The following is a 20,633-nucleotide window of genomic DNA, read 5'->3' as shown; positions in this document are numbered from 1 at the left end:
GGAACAACATCATGGACGTATTGGATTTGGCACGGTTGCAGTTTGCAACCACAACGATTCTTCACTTTGTTTATGTGCCGATCTCCATTGGATTGTCGTTATTGGTGGCAATTATGGAGACTATGTATGTTATCAAGAAAAATGAGTTGTACAAAAAAATGGCTCAATTCTGGGGAACGTTTCTGCTGATTAACTTTGCACTGGGCGTAGTTACCGGGATTTTGCAAGAATTCCAGTTCGGGATGAACTGGTCGGACTTTTCCCGTTTTGTGGGTGATGTATTCGGTACGCCGCTGGCAATTGAAGCGCTGCTTGCATTTTTTCTGGAATCGACCTTTATCGGATTATGGGTGTTCGGTTGGGAAAGATTGTCCAAAACGGTTCATTTAATTTGTATGTGGTTGGTATCGATCGGTACGATGTTATCGGCATTGTGGATTCTAGCTGCTAATTCATTCATGCAGCGTCCAGTAGGATATGAGATTCAAAATGGACGTGCAGAAATGAAAGATTTTGCCGCTCTGTTAACGAACGAACAACTGTTATGGGAATTTCCACATACATTGTTTGCTGCTTTTGCAACGGGGGCATTTCTGATCGCGGGTATCAGTGCATGGAAGCTGATGCACAAAAAGAATATGGACTTTTTTAAACCTTCTTTCAAATTGAGTATTATTGTTGCCTTAATCAGCGCCATAGCTATTCCTTTGTTTGGTCATGGACAGGCTCAATATTTGGTGAAAACACAACCGATGAAGATGGCTGCCAGTGAGGGCTTATGGGAGAACAGCGGTGACCCCGCTCCTTGGACAGTTATCGCATGGATTGATCCTGGAAACAAGGGAAATACCTTTGAGATTAAAGTTCCTTTTGCTTTGAGTTTTCTATCCTATAGTAAATTTACCGGCTCTGTGCCTGGTATGAATGAGCTGCAAGCCCAATATGAAAAAACGTATGGTCCGGGCGACTATATCCCGCCAGTACGTACCACGTTCTGGAGCTTCCGCATTATGATTGCAGCCGGGTGTGGCATGATTGCACTCGCTTTATACGGAGCTTATCTGACGTTCCGTAAAAAGCTGGAGGGCTCGCATCGCTGGTTCTTCCGTCTTATGATATGGGGGATATCCCTTCCATTCATTGGGAATACTTCAGGTTGGATCATGACTGAAATAGGTCGCCAACCGTGGACGGTATTTGGTCTGCTTCAAACGAAAGATTCTGTTTCGCCTACAGTTGTGGCAGGAGAAGTGCTATTCTCGTTCATCTCATTTACCACATTGTATTTAATTTTAACAGGTGTGCTGGCGTTTCTGTTTTACCGTACGGCTCGCAAAGGTCCAGATATTGAGCCACATCAGCAAACGGTAATTCATGATCCTTTTGCTCAAGGGGGTGACACCATTGTCGCTAAATGATTTATGGTTCTTATTGATCGCTGTGCTGTTTACTGGCTTCTTTTTTCTGGAAGGCTTTGATTTTGGCGTGGGGATGGCTACGGGATTGGTGCCGCGCAATGACCAACAAAAACGTTTGATGATCAATACGATTGGTCCATTCTGGGATGCCAACGAAGTGTGGCTGATTACAGCTGCAGGTGCGATGTTTGCCGCTTTTCCGCATTTTTATGCGACTATGTTCAGCGGATATTATCTCGTATTTGTGTTTATTTTGCTAGGTTTGATCTTGCGTGGAGTTTCTTTTGAGTTCCGCGGCAAGGCTGAAGGGAAATGGTGGACAGGAACGTGGGATGCCTGCATTCTGATTGGCAGCTTTCTACCGCCGATGCTGTTCGGTATGGCTTTTGCGGCTTTGGTGAAAGGTGTACCTATTCAGCAAAACATGGATTTGAAAGCTGGATTTTCCGATGTGTTCAATGGATACACCGTATGGATTGGACTGACAGTGGTCGGAATGTGCCTAATGCACGGGCTGACGTTTATTTCCCTGCGGACGATTGGAGAAGTACGGGATCGCGCTCGTGTGATCGCATCCAAGTTTCTTCCGGTATTGGGCATTTTACTCGCGGGCATGGTGGTAGGAACTTATTTTGCAACGGATTTATTTGCACGTCGCGGTCCCTTTATGTATGCTGCGGTTGCGGTGGGAATTGTCGCCTATGTGCTGACGTGGTACTTCCTGAAGCGGCGCCGCGAAGGATGGGCCTTCGGGATGACAGGTGCAGTGATTTTGCTGACCTTCGTTTCGTTATTCGTCGGTTTGTTCCCAAGATTTATGGTGAGCTCGATTAACAGTGCTTTTGATTTAACGATTTATAATGCAAGCTCCAGTCATTACACACTGAAAGCCATGACGATTGTTGCAGCAACGCTTTTACCCTTTGTGCTGGCTTATCAGGCATGGAGCTATTTTGTTTTCCATAAGCGTCTCAGTGAGAAGGATCATTTGGAATACTAATGGATAAGGCATGGTTTGAATTAAAGGGCATTCGGCCAGTGATGCTGCTACTGGCTGCCCTTTCCCTGCTCCAGGGGGCCGCAGTGATTGCACAAGCAGTCTTCTTGGCAAAGGCTGTTACGATTTTATTTGAACAAAATCCGCTGGTCATGGCTTGGCCGTCGCTGGCGTTGTTTTTCGCTGCTTTTGCAATGAGGCATACGGCGATCTGGCTGCAACGCCGGACAGCCGGCCGTTTTGCCGAAGCTTCAGGCGCTTCCTTACGGGAGCGTCTGCTTGCACGTTTGTTCGAACGGGGGCCGGGTTTTGCAGCGAAGGAAGGCAGTGGCAAATTGGTGACGCTAGCGCTGGACGGCATGGATCGTTTTCGCACGTACTTAGAACTGTCCATTCCTCGAATGATTGACATGATGGCTGTAACTATACTTGTACTTGTGTATGTTTTCACATTGGATATCATTTCAGGTGTGATTTTGACGACTACGATGCCGATTCTGGTAGGCTTCTTTATTTTACTCGGCTTGGCGGCGCGGAAGCAGGCAGACAAGCAGTGGCGTTCCTATCGTCTATTATCTCATCATTTCACGGATTCGCTGCGTGGACTTCAGACACTAAGGTTTTTGGGTCGTAGCCAAGAGCATGGGGAAACGGTTGGGAAGGTCAGCGACCAATACCGCACGGCAACGATGCGCACGCTGCGGGTAGCGTTTCTTTCCTCATTTGCCCTCGACTTTTTTAGTATGCTATCGGTCGCTTTTGTCGCGGTAGGCTTGGGTTTGCGCCTGATTAGTGGCTCGGTGGGTTTGGAGGCAGCGCTTGCGGTGCTTATTCTGGCGCCAGAATATTTTATGCCCATACGTCAGTTGGGATCAGACTATCATGCTTCACTGGATGGTAAGGAGGCTTGGGGAGCAATACGCTCCATTCTCAGTACAGAAGATGATGCGACCGAGCCGAATAAACAGGCATCTAACGATAAAGGATTGGACATCACGGGGCAGGACATTCTTGAGCTGTCTGATGTGTGTCTCCTTAATGAAGACGGTTCGGCTCGGCTTGAACATGTGTCTGCCAATGTTGAACCGCACATGAACATGATCGGCATCGTTGGAGCTAGCGGTGCAGGTAAAACGACGCTGCTTAGTCTGCTTGGCGGCTTTGCTAATCCCACTTCGGGCGAACTGCTCCTGAATGGATGCGGATTGGCTGGGGATGCCAAAGCAGAATGGCAACGGCATATTGCCTATATTCCACAGCATTCATACCTGTTTAGCGCATCTTTGGCAGATAATATCCGCTTTTATGAACCAGAGGCATCCAATCAGCAGGTAGAGTGGGCGATTGACGCGGTTGGACTGCGTGAACTGGTAGACGGTCTTCCGGGTGGATTGAATGAGCCCATTGGTGAAGCAGGTCGGACACTGAGCGGAGGGCAGGCGCAGCGGATTGCATTGGCGCGGGCATTGCTCAGTAATCGTCCGGTTATTTTATTGGATGAGCCTACGGCGCATCTGGATATTGAGACAGAGTGGGAGCTAAAACAGACGATTTTATCGGTTTTGAAACATAAGAGAATGTTTCTTGCTACCCATCGGCTTCATTGGATGTCAGATATGGACTGTGTCTGGATGATGGATCAAGGTCGTCTGGAAGAAGTAGGCTCCCATCAGCAATTGATTGCCCGTAAGGGGGCATATTACCGATTGCTGATGGGGATGTCGGAAGGAGGGAACGGACGATATGAGAGTAACGGACAATAGCAGACAAGGCTGGTTTGTGACGTATCTGAGACAATATTTTTGGGCCTTTCTGGTAGCTGCTCTTTTGGGCGCGCTGGCCATTGGATGTGCGGGCGCGTTGCTCTTTACGTCCGGTCATCTGATTACCCGATCGGCCTTGAAACCGGAAAATATATTAATGGTGTACGTTCCAATTGTGCTTGTGCGAACATTTGGCTTCAGTAAAGCGGTTATACAGTACCTGGAACGCTTGGTAGGACATGATGCCGCACTGCGCCTGGTGTCCCGTATGCGGGTACGCTTATATCGGGCAGTAGAACCGCAGGCGCTGATGATCCGCAGCAAATTCCGTACAGGGGATTTATTGGGATTGCTGGCAGAGGATATTGAGCAGCTTCAAAACATCTATCTGAAGCTAGTTCTGCCTGCGCTATCGGCTTTGCTGATTTATGCAGTAGGCATCTCGGCGCTCGGATGGATGGACGGAACCTTTGCCTTGCTTATGGCGCTATATGGCGGATTTTTGCTTTTTATTGCCCCAGCTATCTCACTATGGACCTCACTCGCCAAACGGCGAATGTTCAAGCAGGAACGGAGTAAAGCCTATCAGGAACTGACGGATGCTCTGTTCGGCATGAGTGATCTGGTGCTGAGCGGACGGACTGGGCATTTCCTGAGTACCTTTACACAACGGCACAATAGGGCTGCCGTGATGGAAAATTCACTTCGCCGTAGCGAGTGGCGTTCTCATTGGATGGCACAATGCGTTGTAGGCGGCGGGATTGTGATTATGACTGTGTGGGCCGGAGGCCTAGTAGCACAGAATCGAATAGAAGCCACATGGTTGGCATCCTTTGCCCTTGTGGCTTTTCCATTGCTGGATGCCTTCGTTCGCGCTGGAGAAGCAGTGGTGCATGCGCCGGAGTATCAGGATTCCCTTCGACGGTTGAAGGATTCGGAGAAAGATACACATACATCTGTGTCATCATCGCTTCCGGTTACTGGGGATGCAGGACACCCAGCAGCAGGCCGCACAGCTGACACTATATATGAGCAGGCTACCGCTCTGCGATTGGGCCACGGAGGAGACCTGCTGCTGAACAACGTAAGCTACCGCTATGCGGCAACGCAGGAATGGAGCGTGCGTGATATCTCCTTGCACGTACCGCTGGGGGGCAAGGTTGCATTGCTTGGTCGCAGTGGTGCGGGCAAGTCCACGCTACTGAACCTGATTCAGGGAGCATTGCAGCCTGATGAAGGTAGCGTCACTGTCGCAGGGATTCCCGTATATACAGGTGGAGCATACTCCAGTTTATTTGCGGTGCTGAACCAGCAACCGTATTTATTCGATACAACGGTAGCAAACAATATTCGGCTGGGACGGCCCGATGCTACGTTGGATGAGGTTCGTGCAGTAACGGAGCAGGTAGGGCTTGGAACTCTAATTGATTCTTTGCCGGAGGGATACGATACCCGAATGCAGGAGACGGGGCTTCGTTTTTCCGGTGGAGAAAAACAGCGAATTGCACTGGCGCGGATATTGCTGCAAAATCACCCGATTGTTTTGCTGGATGAGCCGACAGTGGGGCTTGACCCGCTGACAGAGCATGAGCTCATGCAGACGATGTTTCGTGTGCTGAAGGGCAAAACATTGATCTGGATCACGCATCATCTGACGGGGATGGAGCATATGGACGAGGTGATCTTTATGGAACAGGGCACCATTTCCATGCGCGGCAGTCATGAGCAGCTGTGGCAGGAGCAGCCCCGATACCGCAACCTGTATGAGCTGGATCATCCGAGCCTGTGAAATGAGAGGAAAGATTGAGCCTCAATACAATAATTCTACCATCAGGAGCCGGCGCTGATTCAGCTTTTGTTCCCGTATGTAAAAATAGTGATGATCCTCACCGTGTCGGATGATATGATTCATCTGCTAGAAGCTTTGAAACGTCGTTTCCGGCCATTCAACCTAAACAAGCTCAGGAAGAGCCAGACAAGACCAAATATGAGATTGTCACAGTGGGTGTAAAAGGGGACGGTTTCTATCCTAAAAATATTGAAGTGAAAGTTGGCGTTCCAACCAAAATCAATTTCAAGAAAATGACATCCTTTACCTCTGATCAGCTTACATTGCTGATCTTTTGTTTTTTACAAGACTTCTTTCAGGGAATTTACATTAGAACGGAACAGGCGGAATGGTGCTGGACAAGCGAAGCGGTCGCCTTTGTCCCCGGATTTCTACCTTTGGTTGCTTATTCAAGAAATCTGGGGACAACAGCGAGGGGAAGCACCATCCGCATGCGTAGTGGCACCCATGTAAATCCTAACCTACTCCCCCATATATCTAATTTTGAACTGATTTTTCTCCTAATTCGTCGGGTATCCGCTTCCAAGCCAGCAAAGTATGATAATAGTATCTGGAGATGAGGAGGAGCTTGTTATGGGATCTTCAACTGAAACCGCTTCCAACAATGGTGCTGTGATTCCTGAATCCAACCGGGGAAGACCACGCAAGGCTCGCGGCCCGAAGCCTGAAGGTGGTAAAAAAGGCTTGTGGGACAGTGTGAAGCAGCAAAAGTATCTTTATTTTATGTCCATTCCTTTCGTCATATGGGTGTTTGTTTTCAGCTATCTTCCGCTTTGGGGCTGGACGATGGCGTTTCAAAATTATAAGCCAGCCAAATCTTTTACAGACCAGAAATGGGTAGGGCTGGATAACTTTATTGAGCTATTTCAGGATGAACGGTTTTATCTGGTATTACGCAATACGCTAGCGATGAGCCTGATGGGGATTGTATTTGGTTTTGTCGTACCGATCTTCTTTGCAATTCTGTTAAATGAGCTGCGTGGTATGCTGTTCAAACGGTTTGTGCAGACAATATCTTACCTCCCGCATTTTGTATCCTGGGTAGTTGTGGCCGGCTTGGTCACCAAGATGCTGTCCATTGACGGAGGCATTGTCAACGATGTATTGGTAGCGCTTCATATTGTGGATGAACCGATTCAGTTCATGGCAAAGGGGAGCTGGTTCTGGTACATTGTAACCGCTTCCGACATATGGAAAGAGACAGGTTGGAATACGATTATTTATTTAGCTGCAATCACCGGAATTGATCAAGAACAGTATGAAGCATCACGCGTGGATGGAGCGAGTCGTTGGAGACAGATGTGGCATATTACACTGCCGGGTATCCGCTCGACGATTGCCGTTCTGTTCATTATGGCGATTGGACATCTGGTGAGTAACGGTTTTGAAAAGCAGTTCTTGTTAGGCAATAGTCTTGTGACGGATTATTCCGAGGTGCTGGATCTGTACGCGCTCAATTACGGGATTAATTTAGGTCGCTTCTCTTATGGGACGGCAATTGGTATTTTCAACTCGCTGGTTAGCATTCTGCTGTTGTTTACGGCGAACGGTATATTCAAAAAACTGACCAAAGAAAGCATCATGTAGGGAGGGAGAGGCGAAATGACGAATAAGGCATTTAATGCTACCCGGTCTGAGAAGCTGTTTGACCTATTTAACTATATCCTCATGGCTCTGATCGTGGTGTTGACGCTGTACCCGTTTCTGAACGTACTTGCGATTTCCCTGAACAATTCAACGGACACGGTTCGTGGTGGTATTTATATATGGCCCCGCCAATTTACGCTCGAAAATTACAAAACGATTTTCCAGTACGATGGCCTTCTTCAGGGACTGCAAATATCTATTCTGCGCACTTTGGTCGGGACGGTACTCGGATTGATCTGCGCATCTATGCTTGCTTTTACATTGAGCCGGGTCGAGTTTCGCGCGCGTAAGTTTATTTCTACGTTTTTGGCGTTGACGATGTATTTTTCCGGCGGGATGGTGCCCGTGTTTATTTTAATGCGGGATTTGCATCTGCTGGGTTCGTTTTGGGTGTACATTTTTCCAGGCTTAATCAGTGCATTTAACGTGTTTGTCATTCGTTCCTTTATGGACGGTTTGCCGTATGCGTTGCAGGAGTCTGCCAAACTTGATGGGGCGAATGATTTTACGATTTACTGGAGAATTATTTTGCCGCTGTGCAAACCAGTATTGGCAACGATTGCTCTTTTTCTGGCAGTAGGTCAGTGGAATGCTTGGTTTGATACGTATTTGTACAACGGTGGGGCGCCGCAATGGACGACGTTACAGTATGAGCTGATGAAAATACTGCAAAGTACGCAGCAAGGCGGCTCCAGTATGACGAATAGCAACGATATGGCTAAACAAATGGCTCAAATTTCACCAGAGTCGATCAAAATGGCAATCACGATTACGGTTACGCTCCCCATCCTGATGGTGTATCCGTTCTTGCAAAAGTATTTTGTAGGCGGTATGACGCTGGGGGCAGTGAAATCATAAAAGCCAGGATTCTGGCAGTAAAATAGTAGTTATTTGCAGGAGAAGTCATCATAGGAATATAGGAGGATTTATACATGAAAAAGCACTGGTCCAGATTTGCACTGATTCCCTTGCTCGCGGTGTCACTTACCGCACTCGCAGGTTGTGGGGGAAGCGATAAAGCAGCGAAGGAGAGTACATCCAGCGGTACAGATCCGATTACGTTTAGCTTCTTCGGAGCAGATACAAGCCCACAATGGAACGGAATGAAGGACGAAATAGGCAAGGAAATCACCAAGAAAACAGGTGTAACCTTGAATGCGGAATTTGATGTCAGCGGCGGAGGTGGAGATGACCGAATTGCTTTGATGGCAGCAAGTGGAGAATACCCGGACTTGGTTTCTCCTAAAGCGAATATTAATAAGCTTGTGGATGCGGGGGCCATGATTGATCTGACAGATCTGATCAACGATCACGCACCCAATCTCAAAAAACTATATGGACCCTATATGGATCGTTTGAAATACAGTAATAAGGATCAATCCATCTATGTCCTTCCTACGTATGCAGGTGTGGGACAGGAAAGTTTTGACGCGACAGGGGGATTTGAAATTCAGCATAAGGTGCTCAAGGAGCTAGGTTATCCAAAGGTAAGAACGCTACAGGATTATGAAAACGTACTCAAAACTTATACTGCCAAGCATCCGACGATCAATGGCAAAAAAACAATCCCGCTCACGCTGGATGCAGACGACTGGAGAATTATGATTACCGTAACGAATCCTGCCTTCCAGACGACTGGAGCGCCGGATGATGGTGAATATTTTATTGATCCCAAAACATTTGAAGCCAAACTTCATTACAAACGTCCGGAAGAAAAGGAATATTTCCGTTGGTTGAACCACATGTACAATGAAGGGCTGCTCGATAAAGATTCGTTTGTGCAAAAAAGTGATCAATACAAATCTAAAATTGCCAGCGGCCGTGTCCTCGGTCTGATTGACCAGGAGTGGGGGTATCAGGATGCCGAAAATGCGTTAAAGGCCTCAGGCAAGGCCGATTCCAGCTATGCGCATTTTCCAGTTACACTTTCGGAGGAATACAAGGATCGTTCCTTTCAGGATACGGGCTTCGCGTCCGGTTATGGTGTAGGTATTACGGAAAATTGCAAGGACCCGGTGCGGGCTATAAAATTCCTTGATTATTTAGCTTCCGATGAAGGACAGGTGCTAGTGAACTGGGGGATCGAGGGCAAGCATTATGAGATCAAAGATGGCAAACGTGTCATTCCGGCTGATGTGCTGGAGCAAAAAACGAACAATGCAACCAACTTTAGCAAATCCACGGGTATAGATTTGTACACGCTCATCAGCGGACACTATGGTGACGGCGTGAAGGACCCTACGGGTAACTACTATACTGCCAAATTCCCGGAGCAAATTATCGCGGCTTATTCGGAGCCGGAGAAAGAATCCCTTAAAGCATATGGCGTAAAAACGTGGAAAGATCTGTTCCCAGACAAGAAAGAATTTGATGTAAAGCCTTGGGGCGCAGCCTATAACCTGACAACGGATAATGAATCCAACTATAACGTTACATTCAAAAAAACGACAGACATTATCCGCAAACGTATACCGGAAGCTATTTTAGCACCAGCTTCCAATTTTGATACGGTATACGACAACATGATTAAAGAATTGGATGCCGCCGGAGCTGTCCAAATGGAGCAGCAATACACGCAACTGGTGAAGGATAGAGTGGAGTTATGGAGTGGCAAGGCTTCTAAATAGCTGACTGCTTTTAACGAAATTTTGAATGTCGGAATGACAGAGCGCTTGTCCTTGGGGTCCATACGGGATTAGCGCTCTGTTTAATCTTGATGGGGGAGGTTTTGATGTGACGAAAAGCGAAAAGCCACAGTCCCTGCGTTTATGGTATCGCCAGCCTGCTGAGGTATGGGAGGAAGCATTGCCAGTCGGCAATGGAAGGCTGGGAGCTATGGTATTTGGCGGAATCAGAGAGGAGCATTTGCAATTAAACGAGGATACGCTCTGGTCCGGTTTTCCCAGAGATGGCGTTCAGTATGATGCATTGCGATATTTACAGCCTGCCAGAAAACTGATTGCAGTTGGAAAATACAAGGAAGCAGAACAACTGATTAATACGAATATGCTAGGTCGCGATACGGAAGCCTATCAGCCTTTGGGAGATTTGTGGATTACGCAGGAGGGCCTAGGGGAAATTGCACATTATGAACGGGAACTGGATTTGCTGACTGGAACGGCAGCGGTCACCTTTCAGAGTGATGGAGTCCGCTATACCCGTGAAGTTATCGCCAGTGCGCCAGATGGAATCATGATGGTATCACTGACTGCGAATAAGCTTGGGAAAATCCATGCATCCGTGCGCATTACTTCCCTTCATCCTTGTGAAGACGAGGTTGGAGAGGACATACATTTTGGTGATTCATCCAAATGGGATAGCGATAAAGAGGACGATCCATCCGAGGAGCCGTCCAGGGACTTTATGACATTGACTGGACGAGCGCCCAGTCATGTGGAATCTAATTATCACGGCGATCATCCACAGTCTGTCGTTTATGAAAATGATTTGGGGATGGCTTTTGCAGTTCAGGTGAGGGTTATTCCCGAGGGAGGAACCTTGACGAAGGGTGCTGATGGAGCACTGATTATCTCAGGCGCGGATAAAATCACGTTGTATTTGGCAGCAGCTACTGGATTTCGGGGATTTCACACCATGCCGAATAGTGATGGAACGGAGTCAGCAGAAGCATGTCAAGTCATTTTAGATGAAGCAGTTTCGCTGGGAAGGGAGCTGGTGCGGCAACGTCATGAACAGGATCACCGAAAGCTGTTTGACCGCGTTGCATTAGAACTGGGGGGTGATACTCTAACCGACGAGTTCGTTCTACCGACCGATCTGCGATTAGAACGTTATCAGAAAGGTCAGGCCGACCTGGGGCTGGAAGTGCTGTTATTTCAGTTTGGCCGCTATTTGCTTATGGGCAGCTCGCGTCCGGGGAGTCAGCCTGCCAATCTTCAGGGCATCTGGAATGACCGGGTTCAGCCGCCATGGAACAGTAATTATACAACCAATATTAATACTCAGATGAACTATTGGCCCGCAGAAGTATGCAATCTTGCTGAGTGCCATGAACCCTTGCTGCACATGATTGGAGAAGTGGCTCGTACGGGACGGAGGGTAGCCTCCATCAATTATGGTGCTCAAGGGTGGGCTGCTCATCACAATGTAGATGTGTGGAGATGCGCTGGACCTTCAGGCGGCCATGCCAGTTGGGCGTTTTGGCCGCTTGGGGGTGTATGGCTAACTGCTCACCTATGGGAGCGCTATCTGTTTACGCTGGATACAGCCTATTTGGCAGAACAAGCTTATCCGCTTTTGAAGGGGGCGGCAGCCTTTTGCATGGACTGGCTCGTGGAAGGCCCGGAGGGTCGGCTTGTGACATCCCCATCCACATCACCTGAAAATAAATTCAAAACGTCGGACGGCGAGGATTGCAGTATATCTATGGGCTCCACCATGGATATGACGCTGATTCGGGAGCTGTTGGGTAACTGCATTCAAGCTGCGGATCTGCTGGAATTAGACGATGAGTTCCGCAACCGCTGCGAGGAGACACGAGACAGGTTAATGTCCTATCAAATTGGTCGTCACGGTCAGTTACAGGAATGGTTTGTCGATTTTGAGGAAGCGGAGCCTGGGCATCGACATGTTTCGCATCTATATGGGTTATATCCTGGTCGGCAAATTCACGTCCGTGATACCCCGGAGCTGGCTGAGGCGGCTCGCATATCGTTGCGTCGACGGCTTGATCACGGTGGTGGGCATACCGGCTGGAGCTGTGCCTGGTTGATTAACCTGTATGCTCGGTTGGAAGATGGCGACGCCGCACATCAGTATGTTCGCACGTTGCTGTCGCGATCGACCTATCCCAATTTATTTGACGCTCACCCGCCTTTTCAGATCGACGGTAATTTTGGTGCGACGGCGGGGATCGCAGAAATGCTGCTACAAAGCCGTCCGGGAGAGCTGACATTACTGCCCGCCCTGCCAACGGCATGGTCGGAGGGACGGGTCAGTGGATTGAAGGGACATGGCGGAATGACGGTTGGCATGGAATGGACCGGTTCCCGGCTTGTCCGTGCAGAACTGGCCACATCCATCTCAGCAGGAAGCTGCACGATTCGCAGTACACATCCATTTAGCGCAGATGCTCGTCAGGCTCTGCCTGATCCTGAGCACGGAGGATTTATTTTGTCATGGATTTTTACCAAAGAGCAGGAAATAACGAACGGACATACGATTATAATTGAAGGAGAGGAATAGACGATATGACCATTTTTCAATTTCCGCAGGACTTTATGTGGGGGACCGCGACGGCAGCCTATCAAATCGAAGGAGCTTATGAGGAGGATGGGAGAATCGTCGTACGATACAAGCATTTGTCCAGTATGCAGAAACGATGTTCCGCGAGTTCCACGGTAAAATACACCATTGGCTAACATTCAATGAACCGTGGTGCATCGCCTTTTTATCCAATATGCTGGGTGTTCATGCCCCGGGTCTGACAAATCTTCAGACAGCCATTGATGTAGGACATCATTTGCTAGTTGCGCATGGTCTTTCTGTGCGCCGCTTCCGCGAGTTAGGCACTAGTGGCCAGATCGGTATCGCTCCCAATGTCTCCTGGGCTGTTCCTTACAGCACATCTGAGGAAGATAAAGCCGCTTGTGCGCGCACCATTTCCCTGCACAGTGACTGGTTTCTTCAACCTATTTATCAAGGCTCGTATCCTCAGTTTTTGGTAGACTGGTTTGCGGAGCAGGGAGCCACCGTGCCTATTCAGGATGGGGATATGGACATTATTGGCGAGCCTATTGATATGATCGGTATCAATTACTATAGTATGTCGGTTAATCGCTTTAATCCTGAAGCCGGGTTTCTTCAATCTGAAGAAATCAATATGGGGCTACCTGTAACGGATATCGGCTGGCCAGTGGAGTCGCGTGGGCTGTACGAGGTACTGCATTACTTGCAAAAATACGGTAACCTCGACATTTATATCACAGAGAATGGGGCTTGTATCAACGATGATGTCGTGAATGGCAAGGTTCAGGATGACCGTCGCATTTCGTATATGCAGCAGCATTTGGTGCAGGTACACCGGGCGATTCATGACGGCCTTCATGTCAAAGGATATATGGCATGGTCACTTATGGACAATTTTGAGTGGGCAGAGGGATATAATATGAGATTTGGCATGATTCATGTCGATTTTCGCACACAGGTCCGCACCCCGTAGGAAAGTTACTATTGGTATCGAAATATAGTAAGTAATAACTGGTTGGAGACCAGACGTTAAACGAAGAGCAATTTTTTCAAAAAAATATAGCAAAGACGGATCTGTCTTCATTCCCTTTTGTTTGAATACTGGGTCTTCCGGGGTAATAATAGTCAGGATATGCAGAGGGTTGTTTCAGGTATGTAGAGACCAAAGGGAATAAAGAAGCAAGATGTGTGCATACTGACCAAAATACCAAACGAGGGCGTTAAAATTATTTTGGACCGAAGGGAGTGGAGGGGATGGCTGCAAATTTTAGGAAATCAGGATCAACTGACGGGCAAATGAGCCGTACGGTATCTGTTATCGCTTTGATCGCCTGTATTGCAGGTATTATCCTTATTTTGCTTGATATAGGAAATTTGACTGATCGAAATATATATTTAATGACAGGCATTGGCTGCGTTGTTGCCGGGATTTTTATTTTTCTCGTTGGGAAATCATTTGTCATTGCACGCAAGAAGGAAGACCAGGAAAACGGTCGTAGTTAATAAATTTAAAAATAATTTAAAACAAATAATATACTGAAAACAACAACGTGGGGCTTCGAGCAGTGTAGGATGATAACTGTAGGGAGTCCCGCTTTTTTCTTTAATATAACTTCTTTAAGATACACAAATAACGTTTTTAATATGTCATCTTTGAATTATAATATATTTTGAATTTGCAAGAGAAATTTTATTTTTAGAGATATTTTTCACAAAAATCGGACAAATAATCGACAATTCTGTTAACAATAAAAAAAGCGGCTGCTTTTCTGCTATCTTATATAGGGGCAACATTACAGGAGTTCGTAAAGTTTTGAGTAATTTATTATTTAAGGAGAGGGGAACAACATGAACAAAAAACCAAAAGCGATTATTGCGTTGGTTTTGACCGTGCTCACGGTAGCATTGCTCATTTGGACGTGTTTTTATGCTGGCGGAAAATACGTTGTTTTCGATCCGAAAGGACCCATTGGGCAAGCACAAAAAGAGCTGATCATTCTTACAACGGCATTGTCTGCGCTAATAATTGTACCGGTCATGATTTTGACTTTCTTCATCATTTGGCGGTATCGTGATACACCGACAAACAAGGTGAAGTATCAACCCCACTGGGATGACAGCAAAAAGCTGGAGACCACATGGTGGGCTATTCCAATTATCGTTATCTGTATTATTGCGGTCATTACTGCAAGATATACCTACTTGCTGGAACCTTCCAAGCCGTTGGCAAGTACGCAAAAGCCAGTAACCATTCAAGTGACTTCACTAGACTGGAAATGGCTCTTTATGTACCCAGAGGAAGGTATAGCTACAGTTAACCAAGTTCACATTCCTAAAGGTGTTCCAGTCCGTTTTGAACTGACTGCTGACGCACCGATGAACTCGTTCTGGATTCCGCAATTGGGCGGACAAATCTACACCATGTCAGGCATGGCTATGAAACTGCATTTGCAGGCCGATCACGAAGGAACTTACTTTGGTTCGGGTGCAAACTTTAGCGGTGAGCATTTTGGACAAATGCGTTTTGATGTAGAGGTCCAGTCGGATGAAGAGTATAAAAACTGGGTCGCTGACATCAAGAAGCAGTCTAAGCCGCTGACGAAAGACGGCTATTTGGCGCTTGCAAAACCAGGTTTGTCCCAGCCTGATGAGTATTCTTCGATTCCAGATGGCTTGTTCAAAGAGATTGTCAACAAGTATGTAGTGGAAGGGGCTCCTAACCCTCATGCTGGACATGGCGGAGCTACATCCACAGAAGATTCAACTAAGTCCGGCACAGAAGATCATGCTGGAATGGACATGAGTCATATGAATATGAGCGGACACAATTAAATGATTATAAGGAAGGAGGCCCCCAATGCTTGACAAAATAAAAGAGTTTGCATCCACTTTCTTCGTTACTGGAGACCCAATGATCTATGGAGCGGACGTCTCCATCGCATTAGCGACGATCGGGATCGTGTTTGTGCTCACTTATTTCAAAAAATGGGGCTGGCTTTGGAAAAACTGGTTGACTACTGTTGACCATAAAAAAGTCGGTATTATGTATATTCTTGCGGCCATCTTGATGTTATTCCGCGGAGGCGTGGATGCATTATTGATGCGTGTTCAACTGGCTACACCGGATGTGACACTTCTGCATCCTGAGCATTACAATCAGATTTTCACAACTCACGGCACGATCATGATCCTGTTTATGGCGATGCCGTTGATGTTTGGTTTGTTTAATATCGCCGTACCCCTTCAAATTGGTGCGCGCGACGTTGCGTTTCCTTTCCTGAACGCATTGAGCTTTTGGCTTTTCTTTATGGGAGCGATGTTGTTCAACTTGTCCTTTGTTATCGGCGGTTCGCCAGATGCAGGGTGGTTGAGTTATCCACCGCTTTCAGAACTGCAATTTAGTCCAGGCGTCGGTCAGAACTTCTATATCTGGGGTATTCAGATTTCTGGTATAGGTTCATTGGCTACAGGGATTAACTTTATTGTGACCATTATTAAAATGCGTGCACCTGGTATGACTTGGATGAAATTGCCTGTCTTTACGTGGTCCGTATTTTCGTCATGTGTTATTATCATTTTCGCATTCCCGATTCTGACGGTTACTTTGGCATTGCTGTTCCTTGACCGCTTTGGAGGAGGACACTTCTTTACGCTTGATTTCGGCGGTAACCCGATGATGTATATCAACTTGATCTGGATGTGGGGTCACCCTGAAGTATACATTGTAGTTTTGCCTGCCTTCGGTATTTATTCCGAGGTTATCAGTGTATTCTCCAAAAAGAAATTGTTTGGCTACAAATCCATGGTTTACGCTATGTTCATGATTGCGATCCTGTCCTTCTTCACCTGGGCGCATCACTTCTTCACGATGGGATCAGGCGCAGATGTTAATGCATTCTTTGCGATTTCGACGATGGTTATCGCAATACCGACAGGTGTTAAAGTATTTAACTGGCTGTTCACGATGTATCGGGGTAAGATTACATTCAAGACCCCTATGATGTGGTCAATTGCTTTTATTCCGAACTTCTTGATTGCTGGTTTGACGGGCGTCATGTTGTCTGTAGCGCCTGCTGACTTCCAGTTCCATAACAGTTACTTCTTGATCGCTCACTTTCACTCTGCTCTGATTGGTGGTGTAGTGTTCGGTTACTTGGCAGGTCTGTACTATTGGTGGCCTAAAATGTTCGGTTTCACATTGCCTGAAACGCCTGGTAAATGGGCTTTCTGGTTCTGGAACATCGGTTTCTATGTATGTTTTATTCCACAATATTCTCTCGGTCTGATGGGTATGACGCGTCGTCTGAGCACTTATGGCTGGGATACCGGCTGGCAGCCGCTTAACCTCGTTTCGACCGTTGGGGCATTCCTGATGGGGATTGGATTCTTGTTCCAGGTTCTTCAAATTCTTTTGGGCATCAAGAATTACCGCAAGCTGAAGGATACAACAGGCGACCCTTGGGGTGGCCATACGTTGGAATGGTCGATTCCTTCACCTGCACCGGAATACAATTTTGCTACCATTCCACAAGTAGAAGAACGTGATGACTGGTGGGCAGAAAAAGATAAACGTGCAAAAGGTATTTTCAGAAAGCAACCGCCAATTGAAGCGATTCATATGCCGAAAAACTCGGCGATTCCATTCATTATGTCGGTATTCTTTTTCATTGCAGGTTTCGGGTTCGTATTCGGATGGTCGTTCTTCTATATTCCAGGGCTGATCGGTGTGGCAATATGTATGATTTGCCGTTCGTTCTTCTCCTATGATGGCGACTACTATATCCCTGCGGATGAAGTAAAACGCACGGAAGCGGCAATAAGGGGGTCTGTATAATGGCACAAGCTGCAGCACATCACAGCCATGATCATGACCACGGGCATCACGATCCGCAAGAGCTGAAGATGCTTGGTTTTTGGATCTTCCTCGTAACGGACGTAATCCTGTTCAGTACCTTGTTCGCAACCTTCGTTGTCCTTCGGAATAACACAGCCGGAGGACCAGGCGGCGCAGAGCTGTTTAACATGACGGGCGTTATTATTGAAACGTTCCTCTTGCTCACAAGCAGCTTCACAAGTGGTCTGGCTGTGTTGGCTATGAACAAAGGAAGCATGAAGGGATTAATCAGCTGGTTAATCGTAACAGCGATCCTGGGTCTTGGTTTTATCGGTTTTGAAGTTTACGAGTTTGTTGAAATGGTACACGAAGGAGCCAATTTTGGAACCAGTGCGTTCTTGTCGGCATTCTTCACTTTAGTCGGAACGCACGGACTTCACGTTTCGTTAGGTCTGGTTTGGATGATTGGACTCATGTTCCAGTTGAAAAAACGCGGGCTTACACCAGAGACGAAGGGGAAAGTTTCGGCATTGAGCTTGTACTGGCACTTTTTGGACGCTGTCTGGATCTTCTTGCTGACAGTCGTCTATTTGATGGGGGTGATGTAGATGGCACAGCATCAATCAGGAGCGGGTTCGCATGGTCATGATGATTCTCACGGTTCAGTGAAATCCTATGTTATCGGGTTTATTCTGTCCATCGTACTGACCATCATTCCTCTCTTCGTGGTGATGAATCATATGTTGAGCCGCACTTCGACCATGGTTGTTATTTTAGCCGCGGCAGTGCTGCAATTTCTGGTTCAGCTTTTCTTCTTCATGCACATCCGTGAAAGCAATGGACCACGCTGGAATGTTATGACCTTGATTCTTGGTGTAGTGATCCTGTTGACCGTCGTTGGTGGTTCTGTATGGATTATGGAATACAACATGGTAGCACACTAATAAGTTAGGCTTTGTAAAATCACACAAGTATAAACTAATTAGGAAAGAAGAAACGGACTTAGAACCGCTTCTTCTTTTTTTTGTGTAGCTTATTAAAATTAAAACTGTGGCTTCTTGAACTCAAGTTTACATATGTGTAAAATGGAATTGTATAACAGTAGAGTGAAAACGATAATACTAGTGGAGAGCGGAGGAAAAAGTAATGAACACAGAATTACTGTTTAAACCTTTTAAGGCAGGTAATTTATCTCTTCCCAATCGGATTGTTATGGCGCCTATGACACGGAACTTTTCTCCTCAAGGTATTCCAGGATCTGATGTAGCCGCGTATTATCGTCGCCGTGCAGAAAATGCAGTTGGCTTGATTATTACAGAGGGAACTGCTATTAATCATCCCGCAGCTGTCGAGCACACAAGCATTCCTAATTTTTATGGTGAGGGATTAAAGGGATGGGCCAAGGTAGTCGAGGAGGTTCATGCGGTAGGTGGCAAGATTATACCGCAGCTCTGGCATGTGGGTACGGCCCGTCAAATAGGTGCGGATAATCAACCGAATCCCGAGGCATTGCCTGTCGGTCCGTCCGGTATCTCTCCCGCCGGCGAAAAGGTGGTTGAGCCAATGACAGAGACAGAGATTGCGGATATTATCTCCGCTTATGCTCAGGCTGCTGCCGATGCCCAGCGAGTGGGTTTTGACGGCATTGAGCTTCATGGAGCACATGGCTATTTAATCGATCAATTTTTCTGGGACAAAACCAATAAGCGCACCGATCAATATGGAGGCAATCTGGTCCAGCGTACTCGGTTTGCAGTGGAGGTCATTGAGGCTTGTCGTCGTGCAGTGGGGCCGGATTTCCCAATTGTACTGCGATTCTCCCAGTGGAAGATGTACCACTATGAAGAAAAGCTGGCACAAACACCACAGGAACTTGAACAGTTTCTCACTCCATTAGTGAAGGCCGGGGTGGATGTATTCCATTGCTCAAGCCGCCGTTTTTGGGAACCGGAATTTGAAGGGTCTGATCTAAACCTGGCAGCTTGGACCAAAAAGATAACAGGCAAGCCAGTGATTACGGTGGGCTCGATTGGTTTGGAGAAAGCCTTTTTGAGTGATTTTGAAAAAAACAATAATCGTCAAACCGATGAATCCAGTAGTGTAGAGGCAAGATTAGAGCAACTCATGGGGCAAGTAGAACGAGAAGAAGCTGATCTGGTTGCGGTTGGGCGTGCTTTGTTGGTTGATCCAGCGTTTGCGGTGAAGTTACGTGATCAACAGATAGAAGAAATTATCCCTTACAGTGATGAAGTATTAAAGACGTTGAATTAAGCTTTACATACTGTAAAGCTATAGCGTTAGGCAAGCATTTGAGACTTGGAAGTTTTCTGTTACAGGGCAAGCTGTAATATAAGCTATTCGTAAACTCTACGAATTTGCTATAATAGAAGCATCAAGTCGAAATACACGGGGTGAAAAGGATGAATTCTGAAACGGAAGCTTTGGATTGCGAGCCGGCTTGTCACGGTTCAGATCAGGAAATCGAGCGCATAAAATCTTCCCTTGTTGAGGATTCCATCGCATACAAAATGTCGGAGTTGTTTAAAGCATTGGGTGACCCGACACGAATCAAGCTGATTTATGCCCTGGCACAAAAAGAACTGTGTGTTCATGATCTGACCCAGGTGCTGAATATGGGACAATCTGCGGTATCCCACCAGCTTCGTTATTTGCGCAACCTGCGTATTGTCAAACGACGCAAAGAAGGCAAAACGGTGTTTTATTCACTGGATGATAATCATGTGGAGCAGATTTTTTTGCAAACCCATCAACACATATCACATCAATAATTTCTTGGGATAAAACAAACAGAGGGCGCCAAGCGATTGGCGCTCTTTTGGTGTTTGTTCATTGCATTCGTTTTTTTTGGCAAAAAGGGGCTATGATCATTGACTTTTGACCCTGATCCTGAATATAA

Annotated in this window: 17 protein-coding genes and 2 pseudogenes; all 19 read left to right on the top strand. The window is 46.8% G+C overall.

All coding sequences use genetic code 11. The features are described 5' to 3' along the window. The first annotated feature begins 11 nt into the window (after nucleotides 1-11). Complete coding sequence (locus NSQ68_RS21870; RefSeq protein ID WP_342427165.1) at nucleotides 12-1,418, top strand: cytochrome ubiquinol oxidase subunit I; 1,407 nt, start codon at nucleotides 12-14, stop codon at nucleotides 1,416-1,418. Then, entirely contained in the window at nucleotides 1,405-2,418 is a 1,014-nt protein-coding gene (cydB, locus tag NSQ68_RS21865) for a cytochrome d ubiquinol oxidase subunit II (protein WP_342427164.1), read from the top strand. Before NSQ68_RS21870 ends, cydB begins: the two co-directional genes overlap by 14 nt. Beyond that, nucleotides 2,418-4,178, top strand: a complete 1,761-nt coding sequence (gene cydD, locus NSQ68_RS21860) for a thiol reductant ABC exporter subunit CydD (protein ID WP_342427163.1) — start codon at nucleotides 2,418-2,420, stop codon at nucleotides 4,176-4,178. Before cydB ends, cydD begins: the two co-directional genes overlap by 1 nt. After that, complete coding sequence (cydC, locus tag NSQ68_RS21855) at nucleotides 4,159-5,967, top strand: thiol reductant ABC exporter subunit CydC (RefSeq protein WP_342427162.1); 1,809 nt, start codon at nucleotides 4,159-4,161, stop codon at nucleotides 5,965-5,967. Before cydD ends, cydC begins: the two co-directional genes overlap by 20 nt. Before the next feature lie 57 nt (nucleotides 5,968-6,024). Then, a pseudogene (locus tag NSQ68_RS21850) lies at nucleotides 6,025-6,111 on the top strand (DNA-binding response regulator); the annotation flags it as partial. Then, nucleotides 6,108-6,275: pseudogene (locus NSQ68_RS21845) on the top strand (cupredoxin domain-containing protein); the annotation flags it as partial. The pseudogenes NSQ68_RS21850 and NSQ68_RS21845, both read left to right, overlap by 4 nt. A gap of 325 nt (nucleotides 6,276-6,600) precedes the next feature. Next, nucleotides 6,601-7,614, top strand: a complete 1,014-nt coding sequence (locus tag NSQ68_RS21840) for a sugar ABC transporter permease (RefSeq protein WP_342427161.1) — start codon at nucleotides 6,601-6,603, stop codon at nucleotides 7,612-7,614. A gap of 15 nt (nucleotides 7,615-7,629) precedes the next feature. Continuing rightward, the gene (locus NSQ68_RS21835; protein ID WP_023990333.1) at nucleotides 7,630-8,532 is read left to right on the top strand and encodes a carbohydrate ABC transporter permease; all 903 of its coding nucleotides are present in this window, start codon (nucleotides 7,630-7,632) and stop codon (nucleotides 8,530-8,532) included. A gap of 74 nt (nucleotides 8,533-8,606) precedes the next feature. Next, nucleotides 8,607-10,301: an ABC transporter substrate-binding protein gene (locus tag NSQ68_RS21830; protein ID WP_307353612.1), complete on the top strand. Its 1,695-nt coding sequence runs from the start codon at nucleotides 8,607-8,609 to the stop codon at nucleotides 10,299-10,301. Nucleotides 10,302-10,407: 106 nt separating this feature from the next. Further along, nucleotides 10,408-12,879 carry a glycoside hydrolase family 95 protein gene (locus NSQ68_RS21825; RefSeq protein ID WP_342427160.1) on the top strand — a complete coding sequence of 824 codons (2,472 nt, stop codon included), beginning with the start codon at nucleotides 10,408-10,410 and terminating at the stop codon, nucleotides 12,877-12,879. Between the two features lie 5 nt (nucleotides 12,880-12,884). After that, complete coding sequence (locus tag NSQ68_RS21820; RefSeq protein WP_342427159.1) at nucleotides 12,885-13,055, top strand: family 1 glycosylhydrolase; 171 nt, start codon at nucleotides 12,885-12,887, stop codon at nucleotides 13,053-13,055. After that, nucleotides 13,016-13,855 (top strand): family 1 glycosylhydrolase, encoded by an 840-nt coding sequence (locus NSQ68_RS21815; RefSeq protein WP_342427158.1) that lies wholly within the window; start codon nucleotides 13,016-13,018, stop codon nucleotides 13,853-13,855. Before NSQ68_RS21820 ends, NSQ68_RS21815 begins: the two co-directional genes overlap by 40 nt. 281 nt (nucleotides 13,856-14,136) lie before the next feature. Then, nucleotides 14,137-14,385 carry a hypothetical protein gene (locus NSQ68_RS21810; RefSeq protein WP_029519233.1) on the top strand — a complete coding sequence of 83 codons (249 nt, stop codon included), beginning with the start codon at nucleotides 14,137-14,139 and terminating at the stop codon, nucleotides 14,383-14,385. A 345-nt stretch (nucleotides 14,386-14,730) separates the two neighbouring features. Continuing rightward, the gene (gene cyoA / locus NSQ68_RS21805; RefSeq protein ID WP_029519232.1) at nucleotides 14,731-15,714 is read left to right on the top strand and encodes a ubiquinol oxidase subunit II; all 984 of its coding nucleotides are present in this window, start codon (nucleotides 14,731-14,733) and stop codon (nucleotides 15,712-15,714) included. A gap of 25 nt (nucleotides 15,715-15,739) precedes the next feature. Beyond that, nucleotides 15,740-17,716, top strand: a complete 1,977-nt coding sequence (locus NSQ68_RS21800) for a cbb3-type cytochrome c oxidase subunit I (protein ID WP_307353615.1) — start codon at nucleotides 15,740-15,742, stop codon at nucleotides 17,714-17,716. Beyond that, nucleotides 17,716-18,324, top strand: coding sequence for a cytochrome o ubiquinol oxidase subunit III (gene cyoC / locus NSQ68_RS21795; protein ID WP_013373104.1), 609 nt, complete (start codon nucleotides 17,716-17,718; stop codon nucleotides 18,322-18,324). The genes NSQ68_RS21800 and cyoC overlap by 1 nt, the downstream gene beginning before the upstream one ends. Then, a complete protein-coding gene (cyoD, locus tag NSQ68_RS21790; RefSeq protein ID WP_029519230.1) occupies nucleotides 18,325-18,660 on the top strand; it encodes a cytochrome o ubiquinol oxidase subunit IV in 336 nt (111 codons plus the stop codon). Between the two features lie 202 nt (nucleotides 18,661-18,862). Continuing rightward, on the top strand, nucleotides 18,863-19,987 hold the full coding sequence (locus NSQ68_RS21785) for an NADH:flavin oxidoreductase (RefSeq protein ID WP_342427157.1): 1,125 nt from the start codon (nucleotides 18,863-18,865) through the stop codon (nucleotides 19,985-19,987). 149 nt (nucleotides 19,988-20,136) lie between these two features. Continuing rightward, a complete protein-coding gene (locus NSQ68_RS21780; protein WP_007432172.1) occupies nucleotides 20,137-20,505 on the top strand; it encodes a metalloregulator ArsR/SmtB family transcription factor in 369 nt (122 codons plus the stop codon). Nucleotides 20,506-20,633 lie beyond the last annotated feature (128 nt).

The organism is Paenibacillus sp. FSL L8-0158 (genome assembly GCF_038592965.1).
GTDB lineage: Bacteria > Bacillota > Bacilli > Paenibacillales > Paenibacillaceae > Paenibacillus > Paenibacillus polymyxa_D.
This window is presented reverse-complemented; position numbering and strand designations above follow the sequence as displayed.